Raw genomic sequence first — 23,091 nt, 5'->3', positions numbered from 1 at the left:
GTTTAAATAATCCCTTTACTTAGATGAAAGCGTTTGCTATAATTCTATGTAATTGAATATCTCTAGGAGAATAAGAGAAGAGATGAATTTAACCCTTTTACAAGGGCTAATTAGGTCATCTCTTTTTTGTTTTCTGTTATTCGATTAATAGGAAAGGGAGGAATAAAAATGAAGAAATCTCTATCAGTTACTGTAGCTCTTTTAATAATTAGTATGTTCTTACTTAGTGCCTGTGCAGGCGAGGATTCCTCAGGCGATAGTAATGGAAAAAGTATTACATTATATTCACCTGAGACACCTGACCTGTCGAAAGAACTCGCGAAAAAGTTTGAAGAAGTAAATGGGATTAAAGTTAACGTAGATTATGCAGGTACAAACGTCTTAGTTAATAAAATGATGGCTGAGAAAGGAAATCCACAGGCGGATGTTTGGTATGGTGGAGGCGGATTACTTCCATTCGAAGCATCCATTGATAAAGGTATTATGGAACCATATATACCAGAAAGTGCTGAAGATTGGGAAGTAGTTGAAGATGGTATCAAGCTTAAACATGAAGATGATTATTATGTTGGTACAGAGATGTTTGTGCTTGGGTTTGCTTACAATACTGAATTAGTATCTGAGGAGGAAGCACCAAAAACATGGGATGATTTGTTAGATCCTAAATGGGAAGGAAAAATACAATTTCCTAATCCAGCTGCATCAGGAACTTCTACTTTAATGGTTTTAAGCTATATGATGGAGAATGGTGAAGAAGCGGGGTGGGAGTATTTCCAAAAGTTAAATGACCAAGCGAATTCCGTACCTGACTCAGGATCTGGTCCAACAAAAGCAGCTGCCATGGGCGAAGCACATATAGCTATCGGTTTTGATTTTATGGCTTATGAACACCAAAATAACGGTGAAACTGTAGACTTTATTGTACCAGACAAAACACCAATATTAGTTAATCCAGCTACATTGATTAAAGATGGTCCTAATCCAGAGGGCGGTAAGAAATTCATGGACTTTATGCTTACTGAAGACGCGCAAGAAATTTTAGCAAGCTGGTACCATATTCCTATCAATCCAGATGTCGAATCGGAAACGCCATTATCACTAGACAATATAAAAGATCACGCGGTTGATTTAGATATAGATTGGGTAAACGAAAACTATGATCGAATAAGAGATGAATGGGATACTAAAATACAATAAAGGAAGTTGATATTATGGGGGCAGTTGTAATAGAACAACTAACGAAGGACTTTTCAGGTGTAACTGTACTTCAAAATATAGAGTTGGATATTAAAGAGGGTGAATTCTTTGCCCTCTTAGGTCCGTCAGGTTGTGGGAAAACTACTACAATGAGATGCATTGCAGGTTTTGAACAACCAACTACTGGAAAAATTAAAATTGGAGGTAAAGTGGTTAATGAGGTAGAACCCAATAAGAGAAACTGTGGAATGGTTTTCCAAAGTTATGCCCTATTTCCACATATGAATGTTTTTGATAACGTTGCCTATAGTTTGAATATAAAACAACTAAAAGCAAGCAATCCAATTAAAAAAATAGGTGTTTATACAAGAATGCTAAATAGTAAACTTGTAAAATATTCTAAAGCAATCGAAGATAAGGTAATGAATATCCTTGAATATGTAGAGTTAGCGGACCATGCTACTAAGCTTACTAGTGAGCTTTCAGGTGGACAACAACAACGCGTGGCATTAGCAAGAGCATTAGTAATGGAACCTGAAGTGTTATTAATGGATGAACCATTGTCCAACCTTGATCAAAAACTTAGACATACTATGAGAAACACAATCCGTAAAATTCAGCAAGAACTGAAGATAACTACGATCTTCGTAACGCATGATCAAGAAGAAGCAATGAGCATGGCAGATCGTGTAGCGGTAATGAAAGATGGGGAAATACTCCAGATAGGAACACCTACCGATTTATATAGCAATCCTCAAACACCGTTTATTGCAGATTTTGTCGGAACATCTAATATTTTATCGGGGAATATAATACGTAAAGAAAATGGTATTTCGTTTGTAGAAGTTGGGGACCAACAGGTTAAATCTACCTCAGATGTTGATAAGAAGGATGTTCAAATTGTTATTAGACCAGAGAGTATCATTGTATTAGATAAGAATTCGCAGGATTATGATAATTACTTTGAGGGGGAAGTTAAACTTTCTACTTATCTAGGTTCGATTGTAAGATATGACATAACCGTTGGGGAATATAATTTAGTTGCAGATACGACATATGAATCAGGGAATAATATTTTGCAAGAGGGTGCTAAAGTGAAATTGGGTGTATCTCCTGAAAGGGTGTTACTCATATGAAGCGATTTAAAAAAAGTCTAACCGGCATCGGTATTGTTAAATTTCTGATCTACTTATTTTTCATTATGTTTTTGATCATCCCGCTGATTTCGGTATTTTTAGTAAGTTTCACAGATGAGCCGATCAATTTATTCGGTTCATTGATAAGTTTAGACACGCTACAAACAACGATAGCTCAATTTAAAAGCTCAACACTTGATAACTTTAGGGCTGTGTTTTCAAACAGTAATTATTTGGATGCGTTGTTAAATAGTTTATTTCTCTCCTTTATTGTATCTATCGTAGTATTACTTATTTGTGTACCCATTTCTTATGGAATAGCCAGGACGAAAATGCCTTTTAAAAAGACAATTAGTGCATTATGTACTATTCCGCTTATCGTACCGACCTTTATCTCAGGTTATGCGTTCATTATCATGTTTGGAAGGTCTGGATGGGCCACCTATATATATCAATCAATGGGAGGGGATGGACTTTTACTTGACCCATACTCTTTTACAGGGATAGCAATTGTACAGATATTTTTCTTTTTTCCATATGCGCTGTGGCCAATGGTTGCTGCTTTTAAAATAAGTGATGTATCTTTAGAGGAAGCCTCTAGAAATATGGGAGCAAAAAGCTGGCTTACTTTTATAACAGTTACGTTTCCATTAGTCATTCCAGGAATGCTTTCTACTGCATTGGTAATTTTTGCGGTTAGTTTTTCTGACTTTGGAACACCAATTATATTAGCTCCCACGGATTTAAATCTATTAGTTGTATCGGCTTATCGGGAAATATCTGGATTCTTTAATTGGGGTGGAGCAGCTATACTGACTGTAATTATGATAGCGGTTGCAGGCTTCGTATTCTGGCTGCAACATCTCTTCTCTAAAGGAAAGAACTATGACTCAGTTTCAGGGAAGCCTAAACAAGTAAAGTTAAATGACAATAAACTGTTAACTGTCTCGTTATCTGTCTTTTCGGGCCTAGTTGTTCTAGTTCCATTATTAGCTATGATTACGGTTTTCATACAATCTATAGCCACTACATGGGGAAAAGATCCACTACCCACAGGCTACACATTAGCCCATTATAAAACAATTTTCACTTCTTCACTTGGCAATATACAAAATAGTGTCGTACTAGCACTAGGTGCGCTTATATTAAGTATTATTGTAGCTACTTTTGTATCTTATTTTGTAGTAAGGCAAAAATCAAGCACATTAGATTTTATGACAACAATTCCATTAATTGTTCCAGGTATTGCATTTGGTATTGCGTTAATACAAACTTTTAATGCTGCTCCATTACAATTAACAGGAACTGCGGTAATATTAATTATCGCTTACTCTATCAGGAGACTGCCTTATATGGTGAGATCAACAGTAGGAACCATGAGATCAATAAAGGCGGATATAGAAGAAGCAGCTGTAAATCTTGGTGCATCTACATTAACTGCCGCAATTACAATTATAGGACCCTTAATGCTTCCAGGTATTGCAGCGGGATCGATATTAGTTTTTATTACCGTCATAAAAGAGACAAGTATATCAATATTAATGGCTCCCGCCGAATGGGCTCCAATGAGTTTGGCTATTTTTCAAAATATATTAAGGGCAGAATATTACTCTGCCGCAGCTATGTCAATTATTCTAGTTGTTTTAGTACTCGTTTTACAAGGAATAGCTAATTGGTTTACACGTAAACAATCTTAAATTCTGTGAAATGGTAGTTGATAAAAACGGTTTAAAAGATATAAAGGAGGTTAACTATCAAGATAAAGTTGCCGGAGTTATTAGCATATATTTTCTCTAGCAAAAATATGGTTTAGGGGAACAAAGTCATTATAGAAACAATTGCTACACTTAGCAAGGCAACACAATAAGGAAGTTCCATGGTCAATAATTGATGGTATTGGTGATAAAGAAGATCCGGCGCGCCTTGTTTTTGATGCCGTAGCAAGAGAAGGCGTTATGGTTAGCGTGGTAGATTTAGGAACGCATTATCATCCGCTCGTAAATGCTATAAAAGCTGTTTCATCAAAGAATGAAACACATCATTTACCAGTGGCAAATGTAATGTGGGAACCAAAGCCGAATTCTAAAGAAGGTATTAAATCATGGATTGAATCTGGTGGCGGGCATGACACTGTACTATTGCTTAACCTTTCCGTTGAGCAAATTACAGATTGGGATAAGATGGTGGACTTGGAAACGATTGTTGTTCAGTAAACCATAATAAAAGGGATGAACCTTTTTTGTAAACGTTCTTCACATATAAATACATTATTTTTAGTAGAGCATTCCTAGGAATGCTCTATTTTTTTAGAATCTAATTTATCGCAGTTTTACTGCCCATACAAGCCCGATTGGTTTAACTAACATTCAGTGGGAGAAAAGAAAATCCCACTGAATGAAGTTTCTCCATTTGGGCCTACTTGATATAATTAATACAATTATTTCTTAACTATGTTCATTAATTGCCTTTAATGTCTTTTGGTAGTTTATCATTAACTTGTCATTGCTTAACAACTTATAAATTAGTAAATCCAAAAAAAACAATCCAGGTAATTGTGAGTTGACAAATTTTTCATCATCAATATATTTATAACTGGAAATTAAGACCACTTCGTTTGCAAATTTGGTTAATAAAGTATCATCATAGTTGGTAACTACCACGGTTGGTACGTGATTCTCCTGTGCCAGTTTTGCTGAATCAATAACACTTTTTGTTTTTCCTGTATTAGAGAAGCATATTAATAAGTCACTTTCGCCTAATAGAGATGTTTTCATAAGCATAGCGTGTGTGTCAGTGATGGAGTTAGAGTTAATCCCCATGCGTTCGATTCTACTGTTAAACTCATTTGCGATTAGACCAGAGTTTCCAATTCCACAAAAGACTACCTTTTTGGCATTTAATATAAGAGAAACAATTCTAGTTGTTTGCTCTTCACTAATAAATTGTTGTGTTGACTTTATGATGGATTGGTAGTAGTTGTAAATGGTATCGAGCGTATCATCAGCTTTGTTTAATTCAGTAGGTCGCCCCCCTAAGTGAAATTTCATTTCCTGAAATGAATTGAAATCAACCTTTTTGCAAAACCTAGTTATACTTGCAGGGGATACATGAATTGCTTCCGATAAGTCGACTATTGTTTTGTTTAAAATGGTATCTTTATTTGCTAAGAGATACTTAATTATCTTCCTGTCGTTCTCCGTTAATAGAGAGTTAAATTTTTGAATTCTATTTTCAAAATTCATCCGTTCATTTTCCTTTCCAGGTGCTACATTCACTTCTTCTGATTCATCATACCATTTTATGTAAGGGTTTTAAAATATAATATTGACACAATTGAAAGCGTTTGTTAGTATAAGAGAAAATAATTTTCTTTGAGGGTGAAATCTATGAAAAACTTTTTCGGAAAAGCTCAACAATTCGGTAAATCGTTCATGTTACCGATTGCTATTTTACCTGCGGCAGGGTTATTGCTTGGCATTGGTGGTGCGCTTTCCAATCCAAATACGGTAAGTGCCTATCCGATACTAGACTATGCCTGGTTACAGGCGATTTTTACGGTAATGAGTGCTGCGGGTGACATTGTATTTGCGAACCTACCGGTTATTTTTGCAGTAGGGGTTGCCATTGGCATGGCGAGATCTGATAAAGGAACAGCTAGTTTAGCTGCTTTAATCGGTTATTTAGTTATGAATGCTACGATAAATGCCATTTTAATTATTACGGATAATTTAGCAACAGATAATTTATCCACTGTTGGTCAGGGGGTAACCTTGGGTATACAGTCATTAGAATCAGGTGTGTTTGGTGGAATTGTCGTTGGGATAATGGCTGGAATCTTACATAATCGTTTTAATAAGATTGAATTACCACAGTTTCTGGGATTCTTTGGTGGCTCACGTTTTGTACCAATTGTAACCTCATTCGCTGCAATTATTTTAGGAGTTATCATGTATTTTATCTGGCCAATATTCCAAAACGTTATTTTCAGTATTGGTGATATCGTTAATGCAACAGGATACATTGGAACGTTTTTCTATGGCTTTATTCTACGTATGTTAGGGCCATTTGGCTTACACCATATTTTCTATTTACCTTTTTGGCAAACTGGCTTAGGTGGGTCAATGGAAATTGCCGGTCATATGGTACAAGGTACGCAAAATATATTCTTTGCTCAATTGGGCGATCCGGAAACGGGAAAATTCTTTGCAGGCACTTCCCGATTTATGTCTGGTCGCTTTATTACAATGATGTTTGGGCTACTCGGTGCTGCCTACGCTATTTACCGGACAGCAAAACCTAAAAATAAAAAAGTGGTTGGTGGATTAATGCTTTCAGCTGCACTAACTTCTTTCTTAACAGGAATTACCGAGCCATTAGAATTCTCTTTCTTATTTATTGCTCCGGTGCTTTATGCCGTACATGCTGTCTTTGACGGATTTGCATTTATGTTGGCTCATATTTTTCAAATTACGATTGGCCAAACATTTTCTGGCGGTTTCATTGATTTCATCTTGTTTGGAATATTGCAGGGACAATCTAAAACGAATTGGATTTATGTCATTCCAATAGGTATTATTTGGTTCTTCCTATATTTCTTTACCTTCTCATTCCTTATTAAGCGGTTTAATTTAAAAACCCCTGGTCGAGAAGATGAACAAGCTACCGGACCTACAGTGAATCAAGCGGAAACTGGTTCGAAAGAAGGGCGTCCATTTGCAATCATTGAAGCGCTTGGTGGCGAAGATAATCTTGTGGATGTTGATAACTGTGCAACTCGATTACGTGTAACAGTTAAAGATGGAGAGGCCGTCAACAAAGAGGCCTTGTCAAAAACGGGAAGTAAGGGCGTTATTATTAAAGGTGACGGTGTGCAAGTTGTTTATGGGCCACAGGTTTCTGTAATTAAAAATGAAATAGAAGAAGTGTTAGAAGATTAACTAGGAGTTGGAAAATATGTATTTACCAAGTAATTTAATTGTATCTTGTCAAGCTTTGGAGGATGAACCACTTCATTCCTCATTTATTATGAGTAAAATGGCGTTAGCTGCGTACCAGGGTGGTGCTAAAGGAATTAGGGCGAATTCAAAAGCCGATATCCTTGCAATAAAAAGAGAAATAGACCTTCCTGTAATTGGGATTGTGAAAAGAAACTATCCCAATTCAGAAGTTTATATAACCGCGACAACCAAGGAATTGGATGAGTTGATTGAAAGTGGATGTGAAGTGATTGCCCTGGATGCTACGATTAGTTCGAGACCGGAAAAATCGTTAGCGGAATTGGTTGATTATGCGAGAAAAAATGCACCGAAAGTAGAGTTAATGGCAGACATCTCAACGATTGAAGAGGCAGTAACTGCTGAAAAGTTAGGGTTTGATTATATTGGAACAACCTTGCATGGCTATACCAGTTATACAAAAGGAAAAAAATTGCATGATGATGATTTTGTATTTTTAAAGGAAGTAGTTAAGACACTCCAAACACCAGTTATTGCAGAAGGAAATGTGGCAACCCCAGCGATGCTGAAAAGAGTGTTTGAATTGGGTGTATATACTGCTGTTGTTGGTGGAGCAATCACAAGACCTAAAGATATCACAAGTAAATTTGTTCATGAAATTAAAAATTGCGTGTAAAAAATGTTGCAGTTACATTTACAGTATCTGTTGGACAGTCATTAATCGAAGTTGATTTGGATTACGTTAAGGAAAACGAGCACGCCAATTATTATAAGTGCTGTGGATATAGGTAGTGAAGTCGATGTTAAGTGATGTATGTTGATTTACATACACATTCTAATCTAAAAAGTGAAATTATACCCCCTTTTTGTAAATGCAACAAAAAGGGGGTTAAATTGGTATTTAATGTTCCGACTATACGCTTTATAAACTAACAAACTCATATGATCTGATGCTGTTCACTAGATGTCTTTTTCCAGATATGTTCCATTTCCTCCAGTGATTTCCCCTTTGTTTCCGGAACAAATTTCCAAACGAACAATGCTGAAAGGACACTCATAGCGCCATAGAAACCATATGTTAATCCACCGCTAAATTCCATCATCATTGGATATGTTGATGAAATGAAATAGTTGGCAGCCCATTGTGCAGCCACAGCAATTGCTACAGCCTGCCCACGAATTTTATAAGGAAATATTTCAGAAATTAATACCCAACAAATTGGGCCCCAGGACATCATAAATGATGCTGTAAATATAATGATAAAAATTAAAGTCCCTATGCCAATAATATTTGCAAAGGCCATACCGGCTACACCAAACATACCGATAGCCATTCCAATGGATCCAGTAATCAGTAAAGGTTTACGTCCCAATTTATCTACAGTTAGTATTGCGATAACAGTAAAGACGACATTTACTAATCCCATCACAATTGTCTGAAGCATCGAGGCATCTTTAGCTGCGCCCATACTTTCAAAAATTCGTGGTGCATAATAAAGAGCAACGTTTATACCGACAAATTGTTGAAAAACAGATAAAAGTATGCCTATTACAATGACTGTCTTGCCAAATGATAATAGTTTTCCAGAAGAAACAGTAACCGTTTGCTTAATTTCTTCTAAAATATTTTTTGCAATTTTTGGACCGTTAATTTTTGTTAAAATCGCAAGTGCTTTGTTGTCTTGTTCGTTTAACGCTAAGTATCGAGGTGTTTCGGGTACAAAAAATAAAAACAGACAGAACAATAAAGCAGGAATAGCTTCAGATGCAAACATGAGTCTCCATCCAATATCATTAATCCATTCTAGTGTTTGTCCGTTAGCAATCCCCCAGTTAACAAAATAAACGACTAGCATACCAAATATAATGGCGAATTGATTAAATGATACCAAGCGTCCACGAATATTTGCAGGTGCAATTTCACCAATATACACGGGAACAACTGCCGAAGCTAAACCAACCCCAATTCCACCAATAATACGATAAAAGTTGAAAGTAATCAGCAGTGCAATTGTAGGTTCTCCTTTGGTGAAAAATAAAAATTCAGGATAAGCTGATCCCAATGCTGATAGTAAAAAAAGTATGGAAGCAATAATTAGTGAGTGTTTCCTTCCGAATTTAGATGAGAAAAAACCAGATACAATACCTCCAATAATACATCCTATTAAAGCACTGGAAATAGTAGCTCCGTGTACTAAGGAACCTAAGCCTAATTCGGTGATCAGATAAGCTTCGATTGATTTTTCGGCACCGGAGATGACGGCAGTGTCATAACCAAAGAGTAAACCTCCAAGTGTAGCTACGAATGTTATAGCAATAATATAAAACGAATTTTGTTTTTGTTGCATAACTTTGAAAGACAAGTTTAAGAGATACAATAGGAATGCGTTTACATCTAAAAGATTAGATCATAAGCGCTCTTAAAACAAACGCTATTGTTTAAACTTGACTTTATCCTCCTATCAGTCATTATTTTAAGTCAGCGCTTTCAAACCTAAAAATAGTATACAACCTTAAACTTAGTTTGTCTATTGAATGAACTAAGTTTTTTGAGAATAAGAACAACAAAACACACAAACTATAAATAGAAAGTTTGTGTGTATAAGCCCCTTAATAATTTACTTTTTAATTTCTTTATAAATAAAGTAATCAAAATCAGCATGTAGATTTTGCCCTGAAGTGTCCTGGCATTGCATCCCTACAAATGCGCCTGTAAAAAACCCGCCACCATGTATATAGTCATCTGACAGCTTATAAGAATACAATTCAATCGGAATAGTTGTCCATTTTTTCCCATCAAATGAATAAGAATATTGATAAATATTCGTTTTTACATCAACACGCAAGTGAACATAGTCAACATGTTCTGGAACAATGATTTCCTGTCCCTTCAATGGTTGCTCAAATGAGAAGTTGTCACAGGTTATTAAATCCAAGATTCTTCCATTTACTTCATTCCATGTTATATGAAGCGCAGTCCAGTTTTGTGTATTATAGTAGTTAACTAACCCTGCACCTTGTTGGAAGGTATTCGGATTAAAGGACACCTTTGTTTCAGCGGTGAAATTAAAATGTTGCCATCGTCTAGCTATGTGTGCCTGTGTAAACTTTGATGTTAACGATTCTTTTCCATAAATTCGCAAATGACCAGGGTTATCTTTAAGTGAGACAATATCCTCACCTAAGGGTATTCGTAATGATTGGAAATGATGATTGAGTTTCTTTGAATCGAAGTCATCTTTTTCATCAAAATCTTTATCCCATATTACTTCATCAATGTTTGGCCCGTCTATTTCGAACGAAGGCTGGTTGCCCCCTACAACATACGGCCAGTCATCTTTCCATTCCAGACGCTGGATAGCTGTTTCCCTTCCAAGCGGACAATATCCTCTATTACTTAAAACCGGCTGATCCTCTTTTGGCAATGGTCTGCCTGTTAAGTGCACCAAGAACCACTCGTCTGTATGTGTCTGTACGATGGAGGCATGTCCGGCTTTTTGGAGTGGGTTTCGTGGATTCGACCACGATGAAATAAGCGGGTTTTCCGGGTGAACTTCGTAAGGCCCTCTTAGATTTTTAGAGCGTGCAATAGTTGCTGTATGTTCATATTTTGTCCCGCCCTCAGCTGTCAATAAATAATAATAATCATTCCAATGATATAGATGAGGTGCTTCCGTCAATTTTATGTCTGTTCCTTTAAAAATAACTTCGGATTTCCCAACTAGTTTTTGCTGCTGCTGATCGTATTCCTGAAGGACGATGCCATAAAAATTATGATTTCCAACACGATGGTCCCAAAGCATATTAACTAAATATTTTTTTCCGTCTTCCTCATGAAATAGAGACGGATCAAATCCTGAACTGTTCAGGTAGACAGGGTCAGACCATTCTCCGTTTATAGTATTACAAGTGGCAAGATAGTTATGGCAATCTTTCCATTGACCGTTTACAACTTTCACATCAGTGTATATTAACCAGAATTTCCCATCATTATAAGAAAGCTGTGGTGCCCATACCCCACCAGAATCAGGATTTCCCATCATGTTTAACTGGCTAAGACGATTAAGGGGTCTGGAGATAAGCCGCCAATTTTTTAAATCTTTGGAATGATATATACCTACACCTGGAAACCATTCGAAAGTAGAAACAGCAATATAATAATCTTCATCGACACGGCAGATGCTTGGATCCGGATTGAAACCTGTTAATATTGGATTTTGAATTGTTGTCATTTTTATCCACCTTTATTACAGTATTTTAGTTTAGCTTTTTCATTCTATGGAATGCGCTTACAAAAAACTTGTTATATTCTATAGCTTATAGAGGGAGGGAAAAAAGTTTTCAAAAACAATCGTACACTATTTTACCGTTTTGGCAAATAAAGTTATCCTTTACCCGTGTTATCCCTCTATCTTTCTCTATGATATAGAGGGATAGGTTTATTTGGGAAACTGTATCATATAGCATTTTTAGGTTGAGTATCATTTTTAAAAAAAGCCTCAATAACATATGCCGCAACACCTAATGCAGCAGAGTGAGTGGATAGCTCTGAAAAGTCAATTTGTAAATCTCTTTGCTGGAACCAAAGGGTTTGATTGATCATGCGTTTTTTTAATGGTTCCTGAATCCACTTTTGTGCTGAAGCAATTCGGTTACCGATGATTACTTGTTGTGGATTAAAAGTATTAATGATGTTATTAATTCCTACACCTAAATAATCGCCAATTTGCTCGAACAGTTTTATTGTTTCTTTATCACCATTCTCTGCAAGTTTGTATAAACTCTCAAAGGAGATCTCCTTATTAGGAGAAGTGGTGATACCTTGCTGCAATGCATTTTTAAGCAAAGCTTGCTCGGAAGCATAAAGTTCCCAGCAACCTTCATTTCCACATCGGCATTTAAGTCCATTGACTTCAATCGTCATGTGTCCCAATTCCCCGGAGAATCCATTGTTTCCTTTATATATATTCCCATTCAGTATAAGCCCGACGCCAATACCCATACCAACACTGACATAGACAATATTATCAAAGTCTTTACCTACCCCAAAACGCTTTTCTCCGTGGGCTCCGGCATTTGCTTCATTTTCAATAATGACTGGCAGGTTATATTTCTTTTGTAAAATAGCTTTTAAATTAATATTTTTCCAATCAAGATTGGGTGCGAGCAAAATTTCCCCATCTTTACTTACGGTGCCTGGAACGCCTATTCCAATACCTACGATACCATATGCACTTGTAGGCGAACGCTCAAACAAATAATCAATAGTGGAAAATAGTTTTTTACTAATTTCTTCATAGGATAAATTAGTAAAGTACACGGTTTTTTCCTGTATGTTATTACCTTCGAGGTCAGTTAGAACGCCAAGAATATAGTTAACCCCCAGATCAATACCAATAGAGAAGCCGGCAGTTTTATTGAAGTGTAATATTAGCGGCCTTCTTCCACCACTGGATTTTCCTGGACCGGAGTCATTAATTAACTTTTCATCTAATAATTCGCTTACCAAAGAAGAAACGGTTCCTTTATTCAACCCAGTTAAACTTGCAACTTTTGCTCGAGAAATAGGGGAGGTTCGAATAATTGTTTCAAGTACTAAAGATTTATTCTCTTTTTTTACAACATGCTGGTTCCACGTTTGCAATGTTTTCATAGTAATGGTCAGCTCTTTCTCTCTTTTTGTCTAGTGTATCATTTTATTACACAAATATAAACTTTGTTCATCCACTAGACAAACGATGTTTTGTTTGGTATTCTAAAAATTGAGAGAGCAAGAAAGGTTTAAAATCAAAAAATGGGGGTTTAAATATGAAAATTAAGAAAGCGTTTGCGACTATGTTTGTAACTTTTGCTTCTGTTCTACTAGTTGCTGGCTGTTCTTCAAGTGATGATAATGCAAACAAAGATGGCAAGAAAACAGTAGAATTTATGCATTTATGGCCGGAGGGAAGTTCTAAACAGCATAACAAAATTGTAAGCGATATCATTATGGATTTTGAAGAGGAAAACCCAGACGTCAAAATTGATCTTGAAGTATTGAGTAATGAGCAGTATAAGGACAAATTAAAAGTACTGTCTACCTCAAATGAATTACCTGATGTAGGGATGACATGGGCTGCTGGGTTTTTAGAGCCTTATGTCAACGGTGATAAATTTGCTACTTTAGATGACATTCTTGAAGAAGATTTAAAAGACAGTTTTGTATCTGGAACTGCGGAAGCATATGAAATTGATGGAGACACGTATGGTTTACCGCTTGAGTTAAATATTGCAACTGTATTTTACAATAAAGCAATTTTTGATGAATACGATTTGAAAGAACCAGAAACATTTGAGGAATTGGAAAAGGTAGTGAAAACTTTAAATGATAATGGAGTTGCTCCAATCGCTCTTGGCAATAAAGATCGTTGGACAGGTTCACTTTGGTATATGTATCTAGCGGATAGAATCGGAGGGGTCGAGGTATTAAATAATGCCATTGATAGATCTGGGTCATTTGAAGATCCAGCCTTAATAGAAGCGGCAGAAAAGGTACAGAATCTTGTCGATATGGATGCATTTGTAAAAGGCTTCAATGGATTATCGGATGAAGAAGCAAAAAGCATGTTCATGAGCGAGCAGGCAGCAATGTATTTGATCGCTACATGGGATTTACCTAACTATACAACTAACGAGGATGTACCCCAGGAATTTAGGGACTCTGTTGATTATTTTAACTTTCCTACAGTAGATGATAAGGGAGATATGAACAGTTTCGTTGGTGGACCTGGAGTTGGATTATTTGTTGCAGAAGATTCAGATGTAAAAGATGAAGCCAAAGATTTTGCATCATTCTTTGTACAGGAGTGGGGAGAAAAGTCTGTAACAGATGCTGGGGTTATCCCTGCTACAAAAGTGGATGGTGAATCATTGGATCTGCCACAAATGTATGTAGATGTTTTGGATGACCTAAATGCGGCAAGTAATATTACTTTATTTGCTGATGTTCAAATGAGTGCAGATGTAGCGCAAGTACATTTAGATATGATTCAATCTCTTTTTGGTGAAGATTCGACACCTGAGGATTTCGCGAAAGAACATGAGGATGCACTCTCAACAGAAGAATAGAGGATTTATCGCAATCAATTTTGTTCACAAAAAAAGAAGGGGACACATCCTGAACGCCGGATTGTCCTCTTCTACCTTCACAGTAAATGGAGTTGAATATTATGAATAAGGTAATGTCTAACAAGTGGATAATTGCATTGTACGTTCTTCCTGGACTCCTATTAATTTCAGTACTTATATTTATTCCATTAATCCTCTCTGCCTATTATGGTTTGATGAAGTGGGATGGAATTGGCGCTATGGAGTTTATTGGATTGGAGAATTATATCAATGCGATTCAGGATGCCAAGTTTTGGGAAAGTGCATTTCATTCCTTTTTACTGGCGCTGTTTTCAACATTAAGTCTAGTAATCTATTTAGCTATTTCAATTATATTAGCTTCGAAAATAAAAGGATCCGACATATTAAGAAAAATATATTTGATTCCAATGCTTTTGTCCTCCGTTGCGATAGCGCAGCTTTGGATTAAAATATTCAACCCATCTAACGGAATGTTAAATAGTATTTTGTTAGGACTAGGAGTTGAGAATCCACCTGCATGGTTGGCAGAACCTTCGATTGTTTTATATGCAATATTCATTCCGATTTTATGGCAATATGCAGGTTTCTATATTTTGATCTATTATGCCGCATTAAAAAACATACCAGAGTCATTAATAGAGGCTGCTAGAATTGATGGTGCTACACCATTTCAAATTGCTTATAAAATTAAATTGCCCTTGATTATGGGAGTCGTAAAAGTAACAATTGTCTTAGCCATTGTTGGTTCATTGAAATACTTTGACTTGATTTATGTAATGACTGGTGGCGGACCGAATGGTGCTAGTGAAGTTATGGCATCTTATATGTATAAACTTGCCTTTGCGAGCAACGATTTTGGCTATGGAAGTGCTATCGGTTTCTTATTACTGATCATCACTTTAATTGTAACTGTAATTGTAAGGAAAGCCACAGCTACTAAAGAAGAAATTCAATACTAAAGGAGGTTCATACTATGGGGCGCATCGGTTATATTTTACTCTATTTTTGTCTAGGGATAGTAGCAGTCTTTCAGATATTCCCGATCATTTGGCTATTCCTTTTTTCGCTGAAAGATAATAGTGAAATCTTTACTGGATCCCCTTTTGCATTACCATCGGAATTCAGATGGGAGAATTATGTAAAGGTCTGGGAAGGTGGAATAGGTGGCTACTTTTGGAATAGTATTTGGATTACAGGTGTAGCGATTATTTTTACTGTTTTATTAGCAAGTATGGCTACTTTCGCCATTACAAGAATGCGATGGAAGTTAAGTGGGCCAGTGCTAGGTTTATTCATGGTTGGTTTGATGATACCAATACATTCCGCGATCATTCCATTGTTTAGTATGTTTCTAAATGTAAATTTAATTGACAATCCTTGGTCAATTGTTATTACGTATACGGCTTATAATTTGCCAATCACGATGATGATTCTACTTGGGTTTTATTACACGTTACCGCGGGAAATAGAAGAAGCAGCAATTATTGATGGTTGTTCCATTCATCGAATGTTTTTCCGAATCATTTTGCCAATGACCATGCCAGTAATGTCAACAACAGTGATCATTAATATGATTTATAACTGGAATGAATTTGTATTTGTTAATACATTTATCAGTTCGGATAAATATAAAACATTAACAGTAGGTATTCAGAATTTTATTGGACAGTATATGACGGATTGGGGCGCAATTGGGGCGACATTAATTATTAGTGTCTTACCAATCTTGATTGCTTTCATATTCTTTAGTAATAAAGTTGTGGAAGGGATTTCCTCTAGTGCAGTAAAAGGTTAATATAAAGTCGCTTCCGTTTATTAACTGGAAGCGACTTCTTGCTACTTGTTTTCTTTTTGTTTATTTTGTACTTTGTAAAAGGCATTTAGAGCTATCCACATAGTGATAAAAGCATAAATGCTGCCGCCGAATATAAATGCTAAAGCAGGAAGTAACTTCATAATGTAATAACAGGAAATAAGACATAATATAATAATAAAGCTGTTGATCGGATGCACTAACATGATCAAAAAAGCATTTTTAATCAGTTGAATAACCTTGAGATCGTAATGTACAAAGACCGGAAATACATAAAAAAGAAACAAAATAAATAAAAACATGAATGCAAACAATGGAATATATGTCCAAGTTAAAACTTCATTCGAATTAGTACTTATGAAAAATATATCAATTGTAATAAATCCAGCTATGAATGCAATAAAAGCGCCCAATCGATTGCTTTTCCAAAACTCTCTTTTATAGTATTGCCAAAAGGTAGTAAAAAGGGGGCCCTCGTTATTTCCTTTCAGCCAGTCACGGATGATTGCAAACATAGCGGTAGTAGCAGGGAAAAATCCGAGAAGGACTCCACCAATGATCGTAAAAAAGATCCAAAGCAGATTTATGTAGGCAAAACGTGTAGTCCATTCTAAAGTTTTGTATAGGGAACTGTTCATAGATTTATCTCCTGTCTTTGAAAACGATTGTGTTTAATGAGAATAATACAAGTTTACCACAAGAAATCAATTATAAAAACTTTGTTCATCCAATAGACAAACTAAGAAAGGTTTGATATAATGTAAGCAGTTACATATCTATTAGGAGGTTTTACAATGACTTATTTCAACAACATAAACAAAATCAATTACGAGGGTGCTACATCAACGAATCCATTTGCATTTAAATTTTACAATCCAGAAGAAAAAATTGCTGGCAAAACGATGGAGGAGACCCTACGATTTGGTGTTGCTTATTGGCATTCGTTTACAATGGATGGTTCAGATCCGTTTGGCGCTGCAACAATGGAGCGCCCATGGGATAAATTTACGGGTATGGATTTAGCGAAAGCACGGGTAGAAGCTGCTTTTGAATTCTTTGAAAAATTGAATGTACCATTTTTCTGTTTCCATGATGTCGATATCGCTCCAGAAGGAAGTAATTTAAAAGAAACAAATCAAAATCTGGATACGATCGTGGATATGATTAAAGAATATATGAAAGATAGTAAAACAAAATTACTTTGGAATACGGCAAACAATTTCACACATCCACGTTTTATTCATGGTGCAGCTTCATCAAATAATGCAGATATCTTTGCATATTCTGCAGCGAAAGTGAAAAAAGGTTTGGAAATTGGAAAAGAGTTAGGTGCGGAGAACTATGTATTCTGGGGTGGCCGTGAAGGATATGAAACACTGCTAAACACAGATATGAAATTGGAAATGGATAATTTAGGACGTTTCTTCCATATGGCTGTTGACTATGCAAAGGAAATCGGGTTTGATGCGCAATTCTTAATTGAACCAAAACCGAAAGAACCAACGACACACCAATATGATTTTGACGTAGCTACTGGTTTTGCATTCTTACAAAACTATGATCTGCAGGATCATTTTAAATTTAATATTGAAGCAAATCATGCAACACTAGCAGGCCACACGTTTGAACACGAATTACGTTATGCACGTATCCATAATATGCTCGGTTCAGTTGATGCGAACCAGGGTGATCCATTATTAGGTTGGGATACGGATGAGTTCCCGACTGATTTACATGCTACAACACTAGCAATGTATGAAATTATTAAGAATGGTGGACTCGGCCGGGGTGGATTAAACTTCGATGCGAAGGTAAGAAGAGGATCATTTAAGCTGGATGACTTATTCCATGCACATATTGCTGGAATGGATAGCTTTGCAATCGGTTTGAAAGTGGCGCAAAAGCTGGTGGATGATAAAGTGCTTGAAAACATTGTAGATGATCGTTACCAAAGCTATACAGAAGGCGTTGGATTGGATATCGTCCAAGGGAAAGCGGATTTCCATAAGCTTGAAGCGCATGCTTTAGGATTAACTGAAATTCAACATCAATCCGGTCGATTGGAAAAGATCAAAGCAACGCTAAATCAGTATTTATTAAATGCTTTTGCGGGGGAATAGAGGTGCAGTTATGAAATACGTAATTGGTGTTGATTTAGGTACGAGTGCCGTTAAACTATTACTCGTAAATCAAGCGGGTGACGTTGTTCAGGAAATAGCAAAACCCTACCCATTAATCCAGGATAAGACAGGATATAGTGAACAGGATCCAAAAGTTTGGGTGGATCAAACGGTTGCGGGATTGTCTGATCTGATGAAAGATTTTGATCAAGATCCAAAAGATATCGAAGGAATTAGCTTTTCGGGACAAATGCACGGACTTGTTTTATTGGATGAGCATGATGAAGTATTGCGAAATGCGATTCTTTGGAATGACACACGTACAACCGAACAATGTCAGCAAATTTACGATCGGGTTGGAGAATCTCGTTTGCTGGACATTACGAAGAACCCAGCATTAGAAGGGTTTACATTGCCAAAATTACTTTGGGTAAAAGAACATGAACCAAATATATATGCAAAGGCACATAAATTTGTATTGCCAAAAGATTATTTGCGTTATAAACTGACAGGCAAATTACAGATGGAGTATTCTGATGCTGCGGGAACACTATTGTTAAATGTCAGTGAGAAATCATGGAGCAAAGAAATCTGTTACTTACTGGACATTGATGTTAATCTTTGCCCCGAATTAATAGCTTCACATGATGAAGTAGGTGAAGTCACTTTAGAAATTGCGGAGAAAACAGGGCTTGCTCAGACAACACTTGTTTTTGCAGGCGGAGCGGATAATGCGTGTGGTGCCATTGGTTCAGGCATTTTAGAAGATGGAAAAACGCTTTGCAGCATTGGAACATCTGGTGTTGTTCTGTCCTATGAATCAAGCAATGATAAAGACTTTGCAGGAAAAGTACACTACTTTAATCATGGTGCACCAAATGCATATTATACAATGGGGGTTACGTTAGCAGCGGGTTACAGCCTAAGTTGGTTTAAAGAAGTCTTAGCTAAAGAGGAATCCTTTGAAAAATTGGTCGCTGAAGTGGGAGGCGTTCCCGTTGGATCTAATGGATTACTCTTTACGCCTTATTTAGTGGGAGAAAGAACGCCACATGCAGATGCAGCGATTCGGGCAAGTTTTATTGGAATGGACGGCTCGCACGAAAGAAAAGATTTTGTTCGGGCTGTGATGGAGGGTATTACATTTTCGTTGAACGAATCCATAGAAATTTTCCGCGAAAATGGGAAAGTCATAGACACGATTGTTTCTACTGGTGGTGGAACGAAGAATGAAGATTGGCTGCAAATGCAAGCTGATATATTTGATGCGAAAATTGTGAAGCTATCGAGTGAGCAGGGACCAGGTATGGGAGCGGCAATGCTTGCAGCATATGGTTGTGGCTGGTTTGATTCACTGCGGAAATGTGCGGATGAATTTTTGCATGTTGATAAGGAATTTTTGCCGAATGAAGAGAATGTCAGCATGTATAAACAGTTATTTGAAATGTATAAAAGTGTATATCATTCTACAAAACAATTAAGTGAAGGATTACTTGCCTTTCGTAAATAGTAGGGTGCACCAGTTCTATGTATTACATTAGTGCGTCAAAAGACGTGAGCCATTTGGAGCTCACGTCTTTTCTATTGCCACACAACCATTCAGACTTGATTGCTATTTGTGCCGTTTTTTAAGTTAGTTAAAAAATGTTGATAAAGGCTTACTTGAAAGCCCAGTGTCATGTATAATCACAATTATATGAAATATTGGCATTTACTAACAGGAGGGAAGTACAGATGGGTTTACTGAAAAATGTCGATGCGATTCCAGAACCACCAACGAGTGGACAGGCAATAAAGAAAAGGCGGAATACCCGTTGGTTCATTCTTTTTCTGATTTCGTTAGTTACTTGTATTAACTATATTGACCGCGCAATTATTTCCCTTGCTGCGCCAAGCATTCAGGCAGACTTGCACATTAATGCTGCTATGATGGGAGTTGTGTTTTCAATCTTTGGTTGGGCCTACACATTTACCATGCTTTTCAGTGGCTACTTTTTGGATCGTTTTGGCCCGAGAAAGGTGTATACTGTATCTATTATTGGTTGGTCATTGTTCACTTTCTTTGTTGGGACAGCAAAAAATGTAACATCATTATTAATTTACCGGATCGGGCTTGGTTCATCTGAATCCCCATCCATTCCGACAAATGCGTGGACTGTGTCCGAATGGTTTCCAAAGAAGGAACGAGCTACAGCAGTTGGTATTTATACTGGTACACAATATATCGGGTTGGCATTTTTGACCCCCGTATTTACCTGGATAATTGTCGCATTTAGCTGGAGAGCACTCTTTTATGCAGCAGGAGTTGTTGGTCTGATTATCGGTGTGATATGGCATAAATATTACCGAAACCCGAAAGACCATCAAACAATCACACAAAAAGAATTTGACTATATTAAAGATGGCGGCGGCATGATCGGTACAGAGGAAAAGCACCCCTTCACTTGGGAACGGTTGGGACAGCTACTGAAGCATCGTCAGATATGGGGCATGTTTATCGGTCAATTTTCCATTCAGACGACTTTGTTCTTCTTTATGACATGGTTCCCATCCTATCTGATTAATGAAAAAGGGATGACAATGCTAGAAACCGGATTATACGCGAGTATCCCTTATATGGTAGCCATTTTAGGTACTTTAATTGGTGGTAGATGTTCCGATTGGATGCTAGAACGTGGCTTTTCTACAGCCATCGCACGAAAGTTGCCGATTATTGCAGGCTTATTGCTTTCAGGACTAATCTTGGGTGGTAATTTTACGATGTCACCAAACCTTGTGATCTTCTTTATGGCCATTGCCTTCTTGGGGCAAGGAATGGCGTCCACCGTTACCGGCGCGCTACTCGCAGATATTGCACCAAAAGGTATGGTGGGGCTGACAAGCGCTTCCCTTTATTTTGTTGCAAATATTGGCGGTGCATTATCACCACTTATTGTTGGATTGATTATTAGTACAACAGGGTCTTATACGCCTGCATTGGCCTTCGTATCCATTGTCGCTTTAATCGGTGCACTTGCATATATATTTGTCCTAGGGAAAGTTCGTCGTATCGTAATTACTGAGGGATGAGTTGGGCGAGTTTGCTGACAGCATGGGTTCGCTTACAGTAGTAGTACCGAACCGGACGGTAGTGGTTACGATCCGAGATATTGCGCTAATCTTGGGATCGTAGGCACACTCCATACGTATTCCATATAAATTAACTTAATTAACTATGTTATAATAAAGGTATTATAGAACACTCGAACGGAGGACATACCATGCAACGAGGCACATTCCAACAAATGAAATCGGTTAATAAATCGATCATTTTAAACAAAATTCGTACATCAGAACCCATTTCCAGGGCACAAATTGCCAAGGAAACAACATTGACCCCACCAACAGTCAGCAGTATTGTAAAAGAGCTGATTGTGCAGGGGATTGTAAGAGAGAGCGAACTCGGTGCTTCTCAAGGGGGGCGAAAACCGACGATGCTGCTAATCGATCAGACTGCATTTTATGTGATTGGTGTCGATGCCGGTCCTGAAAGTGTGGCATGTATATTAACCGATTTATCTGGTGAAGTGATAGAACGGACCGCCAGTAAAATTAACAAGCCGATAACCAATGAACAATTTATTGCTATTATGAAAGAAAGTATTCATCAGGTAATGCGGTCTTCCTCAGTAAGTAAGGATAAATTGATTGGGATTGGTGTGGCGATGCATGGTGTTGTTGAGGTTGAAGCAGGAATTTCACTTATTGCTCCAAACTTAGGTCTAACAAATATTCCGATTAAAATGGAGCTAGAAGCAGAATTTAACTTGATTGTTCAGGTTGAAAATGATGCGAGGGCAATGGCATTGGGAGAATCATGGTTTGGTGGACATGGTGAGTTGGAGAGTATGGTTGCGGTCAACCTTGGTCGTGGTGTTGGAGCGGGCGTCGTGATAAAAGGGAAGCTATATCATGGATCGCAGGATATAGCTGGTGAACTGGGGCATATGACAATTGATATTCATGGTGATGTTTGCGAATGTGGTAATCGAGGTTGCCTGCAGACATTTGCAACGGGAAAAGCTATCGCAGGAAGAGCTCGAAAAGAAATAAATGGAGCAACTGAAATGCTGACAGGAAAAGATGTATTTCAACATGCGCTTGCGGGCGATGAAGCATATATTAAAATCCTGCAAGAAACAGGTGAGATGCTCGGTGTTGGATTAACGAATTTAATACATCTCATTAATCCGGAGAAGATCGTTTTAGGCGGGGGAGTTACAAAGAGTAAGAAGTTTATCCTCCCAGCTGTCAAACAAACGATTGATCAACGCGTCTTAACCCCAGTAGCAAAGCGGACAGAGGTAGCGATAACAAATCTTGGCGACGATGCGACATTATTGGGAGCTGTTTCTTTATTATTGGTAGATTTATTTGATCCGTTATAGATTGATATAAGAGGTTGTTCAAAAAAACGATAAAAGTGATCCATCGTATATCTGAAAGTTATGGTTTGCTTACGTGCGAGGTGAATTCTGAGAAGCATTCCTGTGTTCACGGCCAAGGAATTTCTACTAAATTCATCCCTGTGTGTGGACAATGTAGAAGTCAGTACATCCTGTTCAAGTCCGTTCCGAAAAACTCAACTTCGCTGCTTCGAACTATCTACGCGCTAGTGTCAGCACTCAGAAGTAGTTGGTCTTTTTAATCTTCCTTTTTGAACATACGTTATAATACAAAAAGCGTACAAGCTGCATTTATTG

Annotated in this window: 18 protein-coding genes; 13 read left to right on the top strand and 5 right to left on the bottom strand. The window is 37.3% G+C overall.

All coding sequences use genetic code 11. The annotated features are described in order from the left end of the window. Positions 1 to 168 precede the first annotated feature (168 nt). From JOC34_RS11960 to JOC34_RS11945, 4 genes are all read left to right on the top strand, one after another. Positions 169 to 1,197 (top strand): ABC transporter substrate-binding protein, encoded by a 1,029-nt coding sequence (locus JOC34_RS11960; RefSeq protein WP_205137002.1) that lies wholly within the window; start codon positions 169 to 171, stop codon positions 1,195 to 1,197. A gap of 14 nt (positions 1,198 to 1,211) precedes the next feature. Next, complete coding sequence (locus tag JOC34_RS11955) at positions 1,212 to 2,333, top strand: ABC transporter ATP-binding protein (protein WP_205137001.1); 1,122 nt, start codon at positions 1,212 to 1,214, stop codon at positions 2,331 to 2,333. Beyond that, positions 2,330 to 4,030 (top strand): ABC transporter permease, encoded by a 1,701-nt coding sequence (locus tag JOC34_RS11950; protein ID WP_205137000.1) that lies wholly within the window; start codon positions 2,330 to 2,332, stop codon positions 4,028 to 4,030. The genes JOC34_RS11955 and JOC34_RS11950 overlap by 4 nt, the downstream gene beginning before the upstream one ends. Positions 4,031 to 4,171: 141 nt before the next feature. Next, positions 4,172 to 4,546: a hypothetical protein gene (locus JOC34_RS11945; protein ID WP_205136999.1), complete on the top strand. Its 375-nt coding sequence runs from the start codon at positions 4,172 to 4,174 to the stop codon at positions 4,544 to 4,546. A 231-nt stretch (positions 4,547 to 4,777) separates the two neighbouring features. On the opposite strand, the gene JOC34_RS11940 is transcribed toward JOC34_RS11945, so the two are convergent. Then, the gene (locus JOC34_RS11940; protein WP_205136998.1) at positions 4,778 to 5,608 is read right to left on the bottom strand and encodes an SIS domain-containing protein; all 831 of its coding nucleotides are present in this window, start codon (positions 5,606 to 5,608) and stop codon (positions 4,778 to 4,780) included. Between the two features lie 111 nt (positions 5,609 to 5,719). On the opposite strand from JOC34_RS11940, the gene JOC34_RS11935 reads away from it, so the two are divergent. Both JOC34_RS11935 and JOC34_RS11930 read left to right on the top strand, forming a co-directional pair. Continuing rightward, positions 5,720 to 7,270: a maltose/glucose-specific PTS transporter subunit IIC gene (locus JOC34_RS11935; RefSeq protein WP_205136997.1), complete on the top strand. Its 1,551-nt coding sequence runs from the start codon at positions 5,720 to 5,722 to the stop codon at positions 7,268 to 7,270. Between the two features lie 16 nt (positions 7,271 to 7,286). Then, entirely contained in the window at positions 7,287 to 7,964 is a 678-nt protein-coding gene (locus tag JOC34_RS11930) for an N-acetylmannosamine-6-phosphate 2-epimerase (RefSeq protein ID WP_205136996.1), read from the top strand. A gap of 262 nt (positions 7,965 to 8,226) precedes the next feature. On the opposite strand, the gene xylE is transcribed toward JOC34_RS11930, so the two are convergent. The 3 genes from xylE to JOC34_RS11915 all read right to left on the bottom strand — a co-directional run bounded on the left by xylE (position 8,227) and on the right by JOC34_RS11915 (position 12,941). Continuing rightward, on the bottom strand, positions 8,227 to 9,636 hold the full coding sequence (xylE, locus tag JOC34_RS11925; protein ID WP_205137121.1) for a D-xylose transporter XylE: 1,410 nt from the start codon (positions 9,634 to 9,636) through the stop codon (positions 8,227 to 8,229). 270 nt (positions 9,637 to 9,906) lie between these two features. Next, positions 9,907 to 11,520: a glycoside hydrolase family 43 protein gene (locus JOC34_RS11920; RefSeq protein ID WP_205136995.1), complete on the bottom strand. Its 1,614-nt coding sequence runs from the start codon at positions 11,518 to 11,520 to the stop codon at positions 9,907 to 9,909. Positions 11,521 to 11,744: 224 nt separating this feature from the next. Next, the gene (locus JOC34_RS11915; protein WP_205136994.1) at positions 11,745 to 12,941 is read right to left on the bottom strand and encodes an ROK family transcriptional regulator; all 1,197 of its coding nucleotides are present in this window, start codon (positions 12,939 to 12,941) and stop codon (positions 11,745 to 11,747) included. A 155-nt stretch (positions 12,942 to 13,096) separates the two neighbouring features. Between JOC34_RS11915 and JOC34_RS11910 the strand changes: the two genes are divergently transcribed. The 3 genes from JOC34_RS11910 to JOC34_RS11900 all read left to right on the top strand — a co-directional run bounded on the left by JOC34_RS11910 (position 13,097) and on the right by JOC34_RS11900 (position 16,211). Then, positions 13,097 to 14,395: an extracellular solute-binding protein gene (locus tag JOC34_RS11910; RefSeq protein ID WP_205136993.1), complete on the top strand. Its 1,299-nt coding sequence runs from the start codon at positions 13,097 to 13,099 to the stop codon at positions 14,393 to 14,395. A 101-nt stretch (positions 14,396 to 14,496) separates the two neighbouring features. Then, a complete protein-coding gene (locus JOC34_RS11905) occupies positions 14,497 to 15,375 on the top strand; it encodes a carbohydrate ABC transporter permease (RefSeq protein WP_205136992.1) in 879 nt (292 codons plus the stop codon). Positions 15,376 to 15,389: 14 nt separating this feature from the next. Then, positions 15,390 to 16,211: a carbohydrate ABC transporter permease gene (locus tag JOC34_RS11900; RefSeq protein WP_205136991.1), complete on the top strand. Its 822-nt coding sequence runs from the start codon at positions 15,390 to 15,392 to the stop codon at positions 16,209 to 16,211. Positions 16,212 to 16,252: 41 nt separating this feature from the next. Here JOC34_RS11900 and JOC34_RS11895 read toward each other — a convergent pair whose 3' ends face one another. After that, a complete protein-coding gene (locus JOC34_RS11895) occupies positions 16,253 to 16,867 on the bottom strand; it encodes a YesL family protein (protein ID WP_205136990.1) in 615 nt (204 codons plus the stop codon). Positions 16,868 to 17,023: 156 nt separating this feature from the next. Between JOC34_RS11895 and xylA the strand changes: the two genes are divergently transcribed. The 4 genes from xylA (at position 17,024) to JOC34_RS11875 (ending at position 22,776) form a co-directional block, all read left to right on the top strand. Next, positions 17,024 to 18,349 carry a xylose isomerase gene (gene xylA / locus JOC34_RS11890; RefSeq protein WP_205136989.1) on the top strand — a complete coding sequence of 442 codons (1,326 nt, stop codon included), beginning with the start codon at positions 17,024 to 17,026 and terminating at the stop codon, positions 18,347 to 18,349. Between the two features lie 10 nt (positions 18,350 to 18,359). Next, a complete protein-coding gene (gene xylB, locus JOC34_RS11885) occupies positions 18,360 to 19,859 on the top strand; it encodes a xylulokinase (RefSeq protein WP_205136988.1) in 1,500 nt (499 codons plus the stop codon). 224 nt (positions 19,860 to 20,083) lie between these two features. Beyond that, on the top strand, positions 20,084 to 21,418 hold the full coding sequence (locus JOC34_RS11880) for an MFS transporter (protein ID WP_205136987.1): 1,335 nt from the start codon (positions 20,084 to 20,086) through the stop codon (positions 21,416 to 21,418). A gap of 191 nt (positions 21,419 to 21,609) precedes the next feature. After that, positions 21,610 to 22,776: an ROK family transcriptional regulator gene (locus JOC34_RS11875; RefSeq protein ID WP_205136985.1), complete on the top strand. Its 1,167-nt coding sequence runs from the start codon at positions 21,610 to 21,612 to the stop codon at positions 22,774 to 22,776. Positions 22,777 to 23,091: the final 315 nt, after the last annotated feature.

Origin of the sequence: Virgibacillus halotolerans (assembly GCF_016908515.1) — a bacterium.
Taxonomy (GTDB): Bacteria; Bacillota; Bacilli; order Bacillales; family Amphibacillaceae; genus Virgibacillus_M; species Virgibacillus_M halotolerans.
The sequence above is the reverse complement of the archived record's forward strand: the minus strand, read 5'-3'. Positions and strand labels throughout refer to the sequence as shown.

Excerpts from the sequence above, each read along its gene's own strand:
- JOC34_RS11960 (WP_205137002.1), top strand. The coding sequence starts at position 169 with ATGAAGAAATCTCTATCAGTTACTGTAGCTCTTTTAATAATTAGTATG.
- JOC34_RS11955 (WP_205137001.1), top strand. The coding sequence starts at position 1,212 with ATGGGGGCAGTTGTAATAGAACAACTAACGAAGGACTTTTCAGGTGTA.
- JOC34_RS11950 (WP_205137000.1), top strand. The coding sequence starts at position 2,330 with ATGAAGCGATTTAAAAAAAGTCTAACCGGCATCGGTATTGTTAAATTT.
- JOC34_RS11935 (WP_205136997.1), top strand. The coding sequence starts at position 5,720 with ATGAAAAACTTTTTCGGAAAAGCTCAACAATTCGGTAAATCGTTCATG.
- JOC34_RS11930 (WP_205136996.1), top strand. The coding sequence starts at position 7,287 with ATGTATTTACCAAGTAATTTAATTGTATCTTGTCAAGCTTTGGAGGAT.
- xylE (WP_205137121.1), bottom strand. The coding sequence starts at position 9,636 with ATGCAACAAAAACAAAATTCGTTTTATATTATTGCTATAACATTCGTA.
- JOC34_RS11920 (WP_205136995.1), bottom strand. The coding sequence starts at position 11,520 with ATGACAACAATTCAAAATCCAATATTAACAGGTTTCAATCCGGATCCA.
- JOC34_RS11915 (WP_205136994.1), bottom strand. The coding sequence starts at position 12,941 with ATGAAAACATTGCAAACGTGGAACCAGCATGTTGTAAAAAAAGAGAAT.
- JOC34_RS11910 (WP_205136993.1), top strand. The coding sequence starts at position 13,097 with ATGAAAATTAAGAAAGCGTTTGCGACTATGTTTGTAACTTTTGCTTCT.
- JOC34_RS11905 (WP_205136992.1), top strand. The coding sequence starts at position 14,497 with ATGAATAAGGTAATGTCTAACAAGTGGATAATTGCATTGTACGTTCTT.
- JOC34_RS11900 (WP_205136991.1), top strand. The coding sequence starts at position 15,390 with ATGGGGCGCATCGGTTATATTTTACTCTATTTTTGTCTAGGGATAGTA.
- JOC34_RS11895 (WP_205136990.1), bottom strand. The coding sequence starts at position 16,867 with ATGAACAGTTCCCTATACAAAACTTTAGAATGGACTACACGTTTTGCC.
- xylA (WP_205136989.1), top strand. The coding sequence starts at position 17,024 with ATGACTTATTTCAACAACATAAACAAAATCAATTACGAGGGTGCTACA.
- xylB (WP_205136988.1), top strand. The coding sequence starts at position 18,360 with ATGAAATACGTAATTGGTGTTGATTTAGGTACGAGTGCCGTTAAACTA.
- JOC34_RS11880 (WP_205136987.1), top strand. The coding sequence starts at position 20,084 with ATGGGTTTACTGAAAAATGTCGATGCGATTCCAGAACCACCAACGAGT.
- JOC34_RS11875 (WP_205136985.1), top strand. The coding sequence starts at position 21,610 with ATGCAACGAGGCACATTCCAACAAATGAAATCGGTTAATAAATCGATC.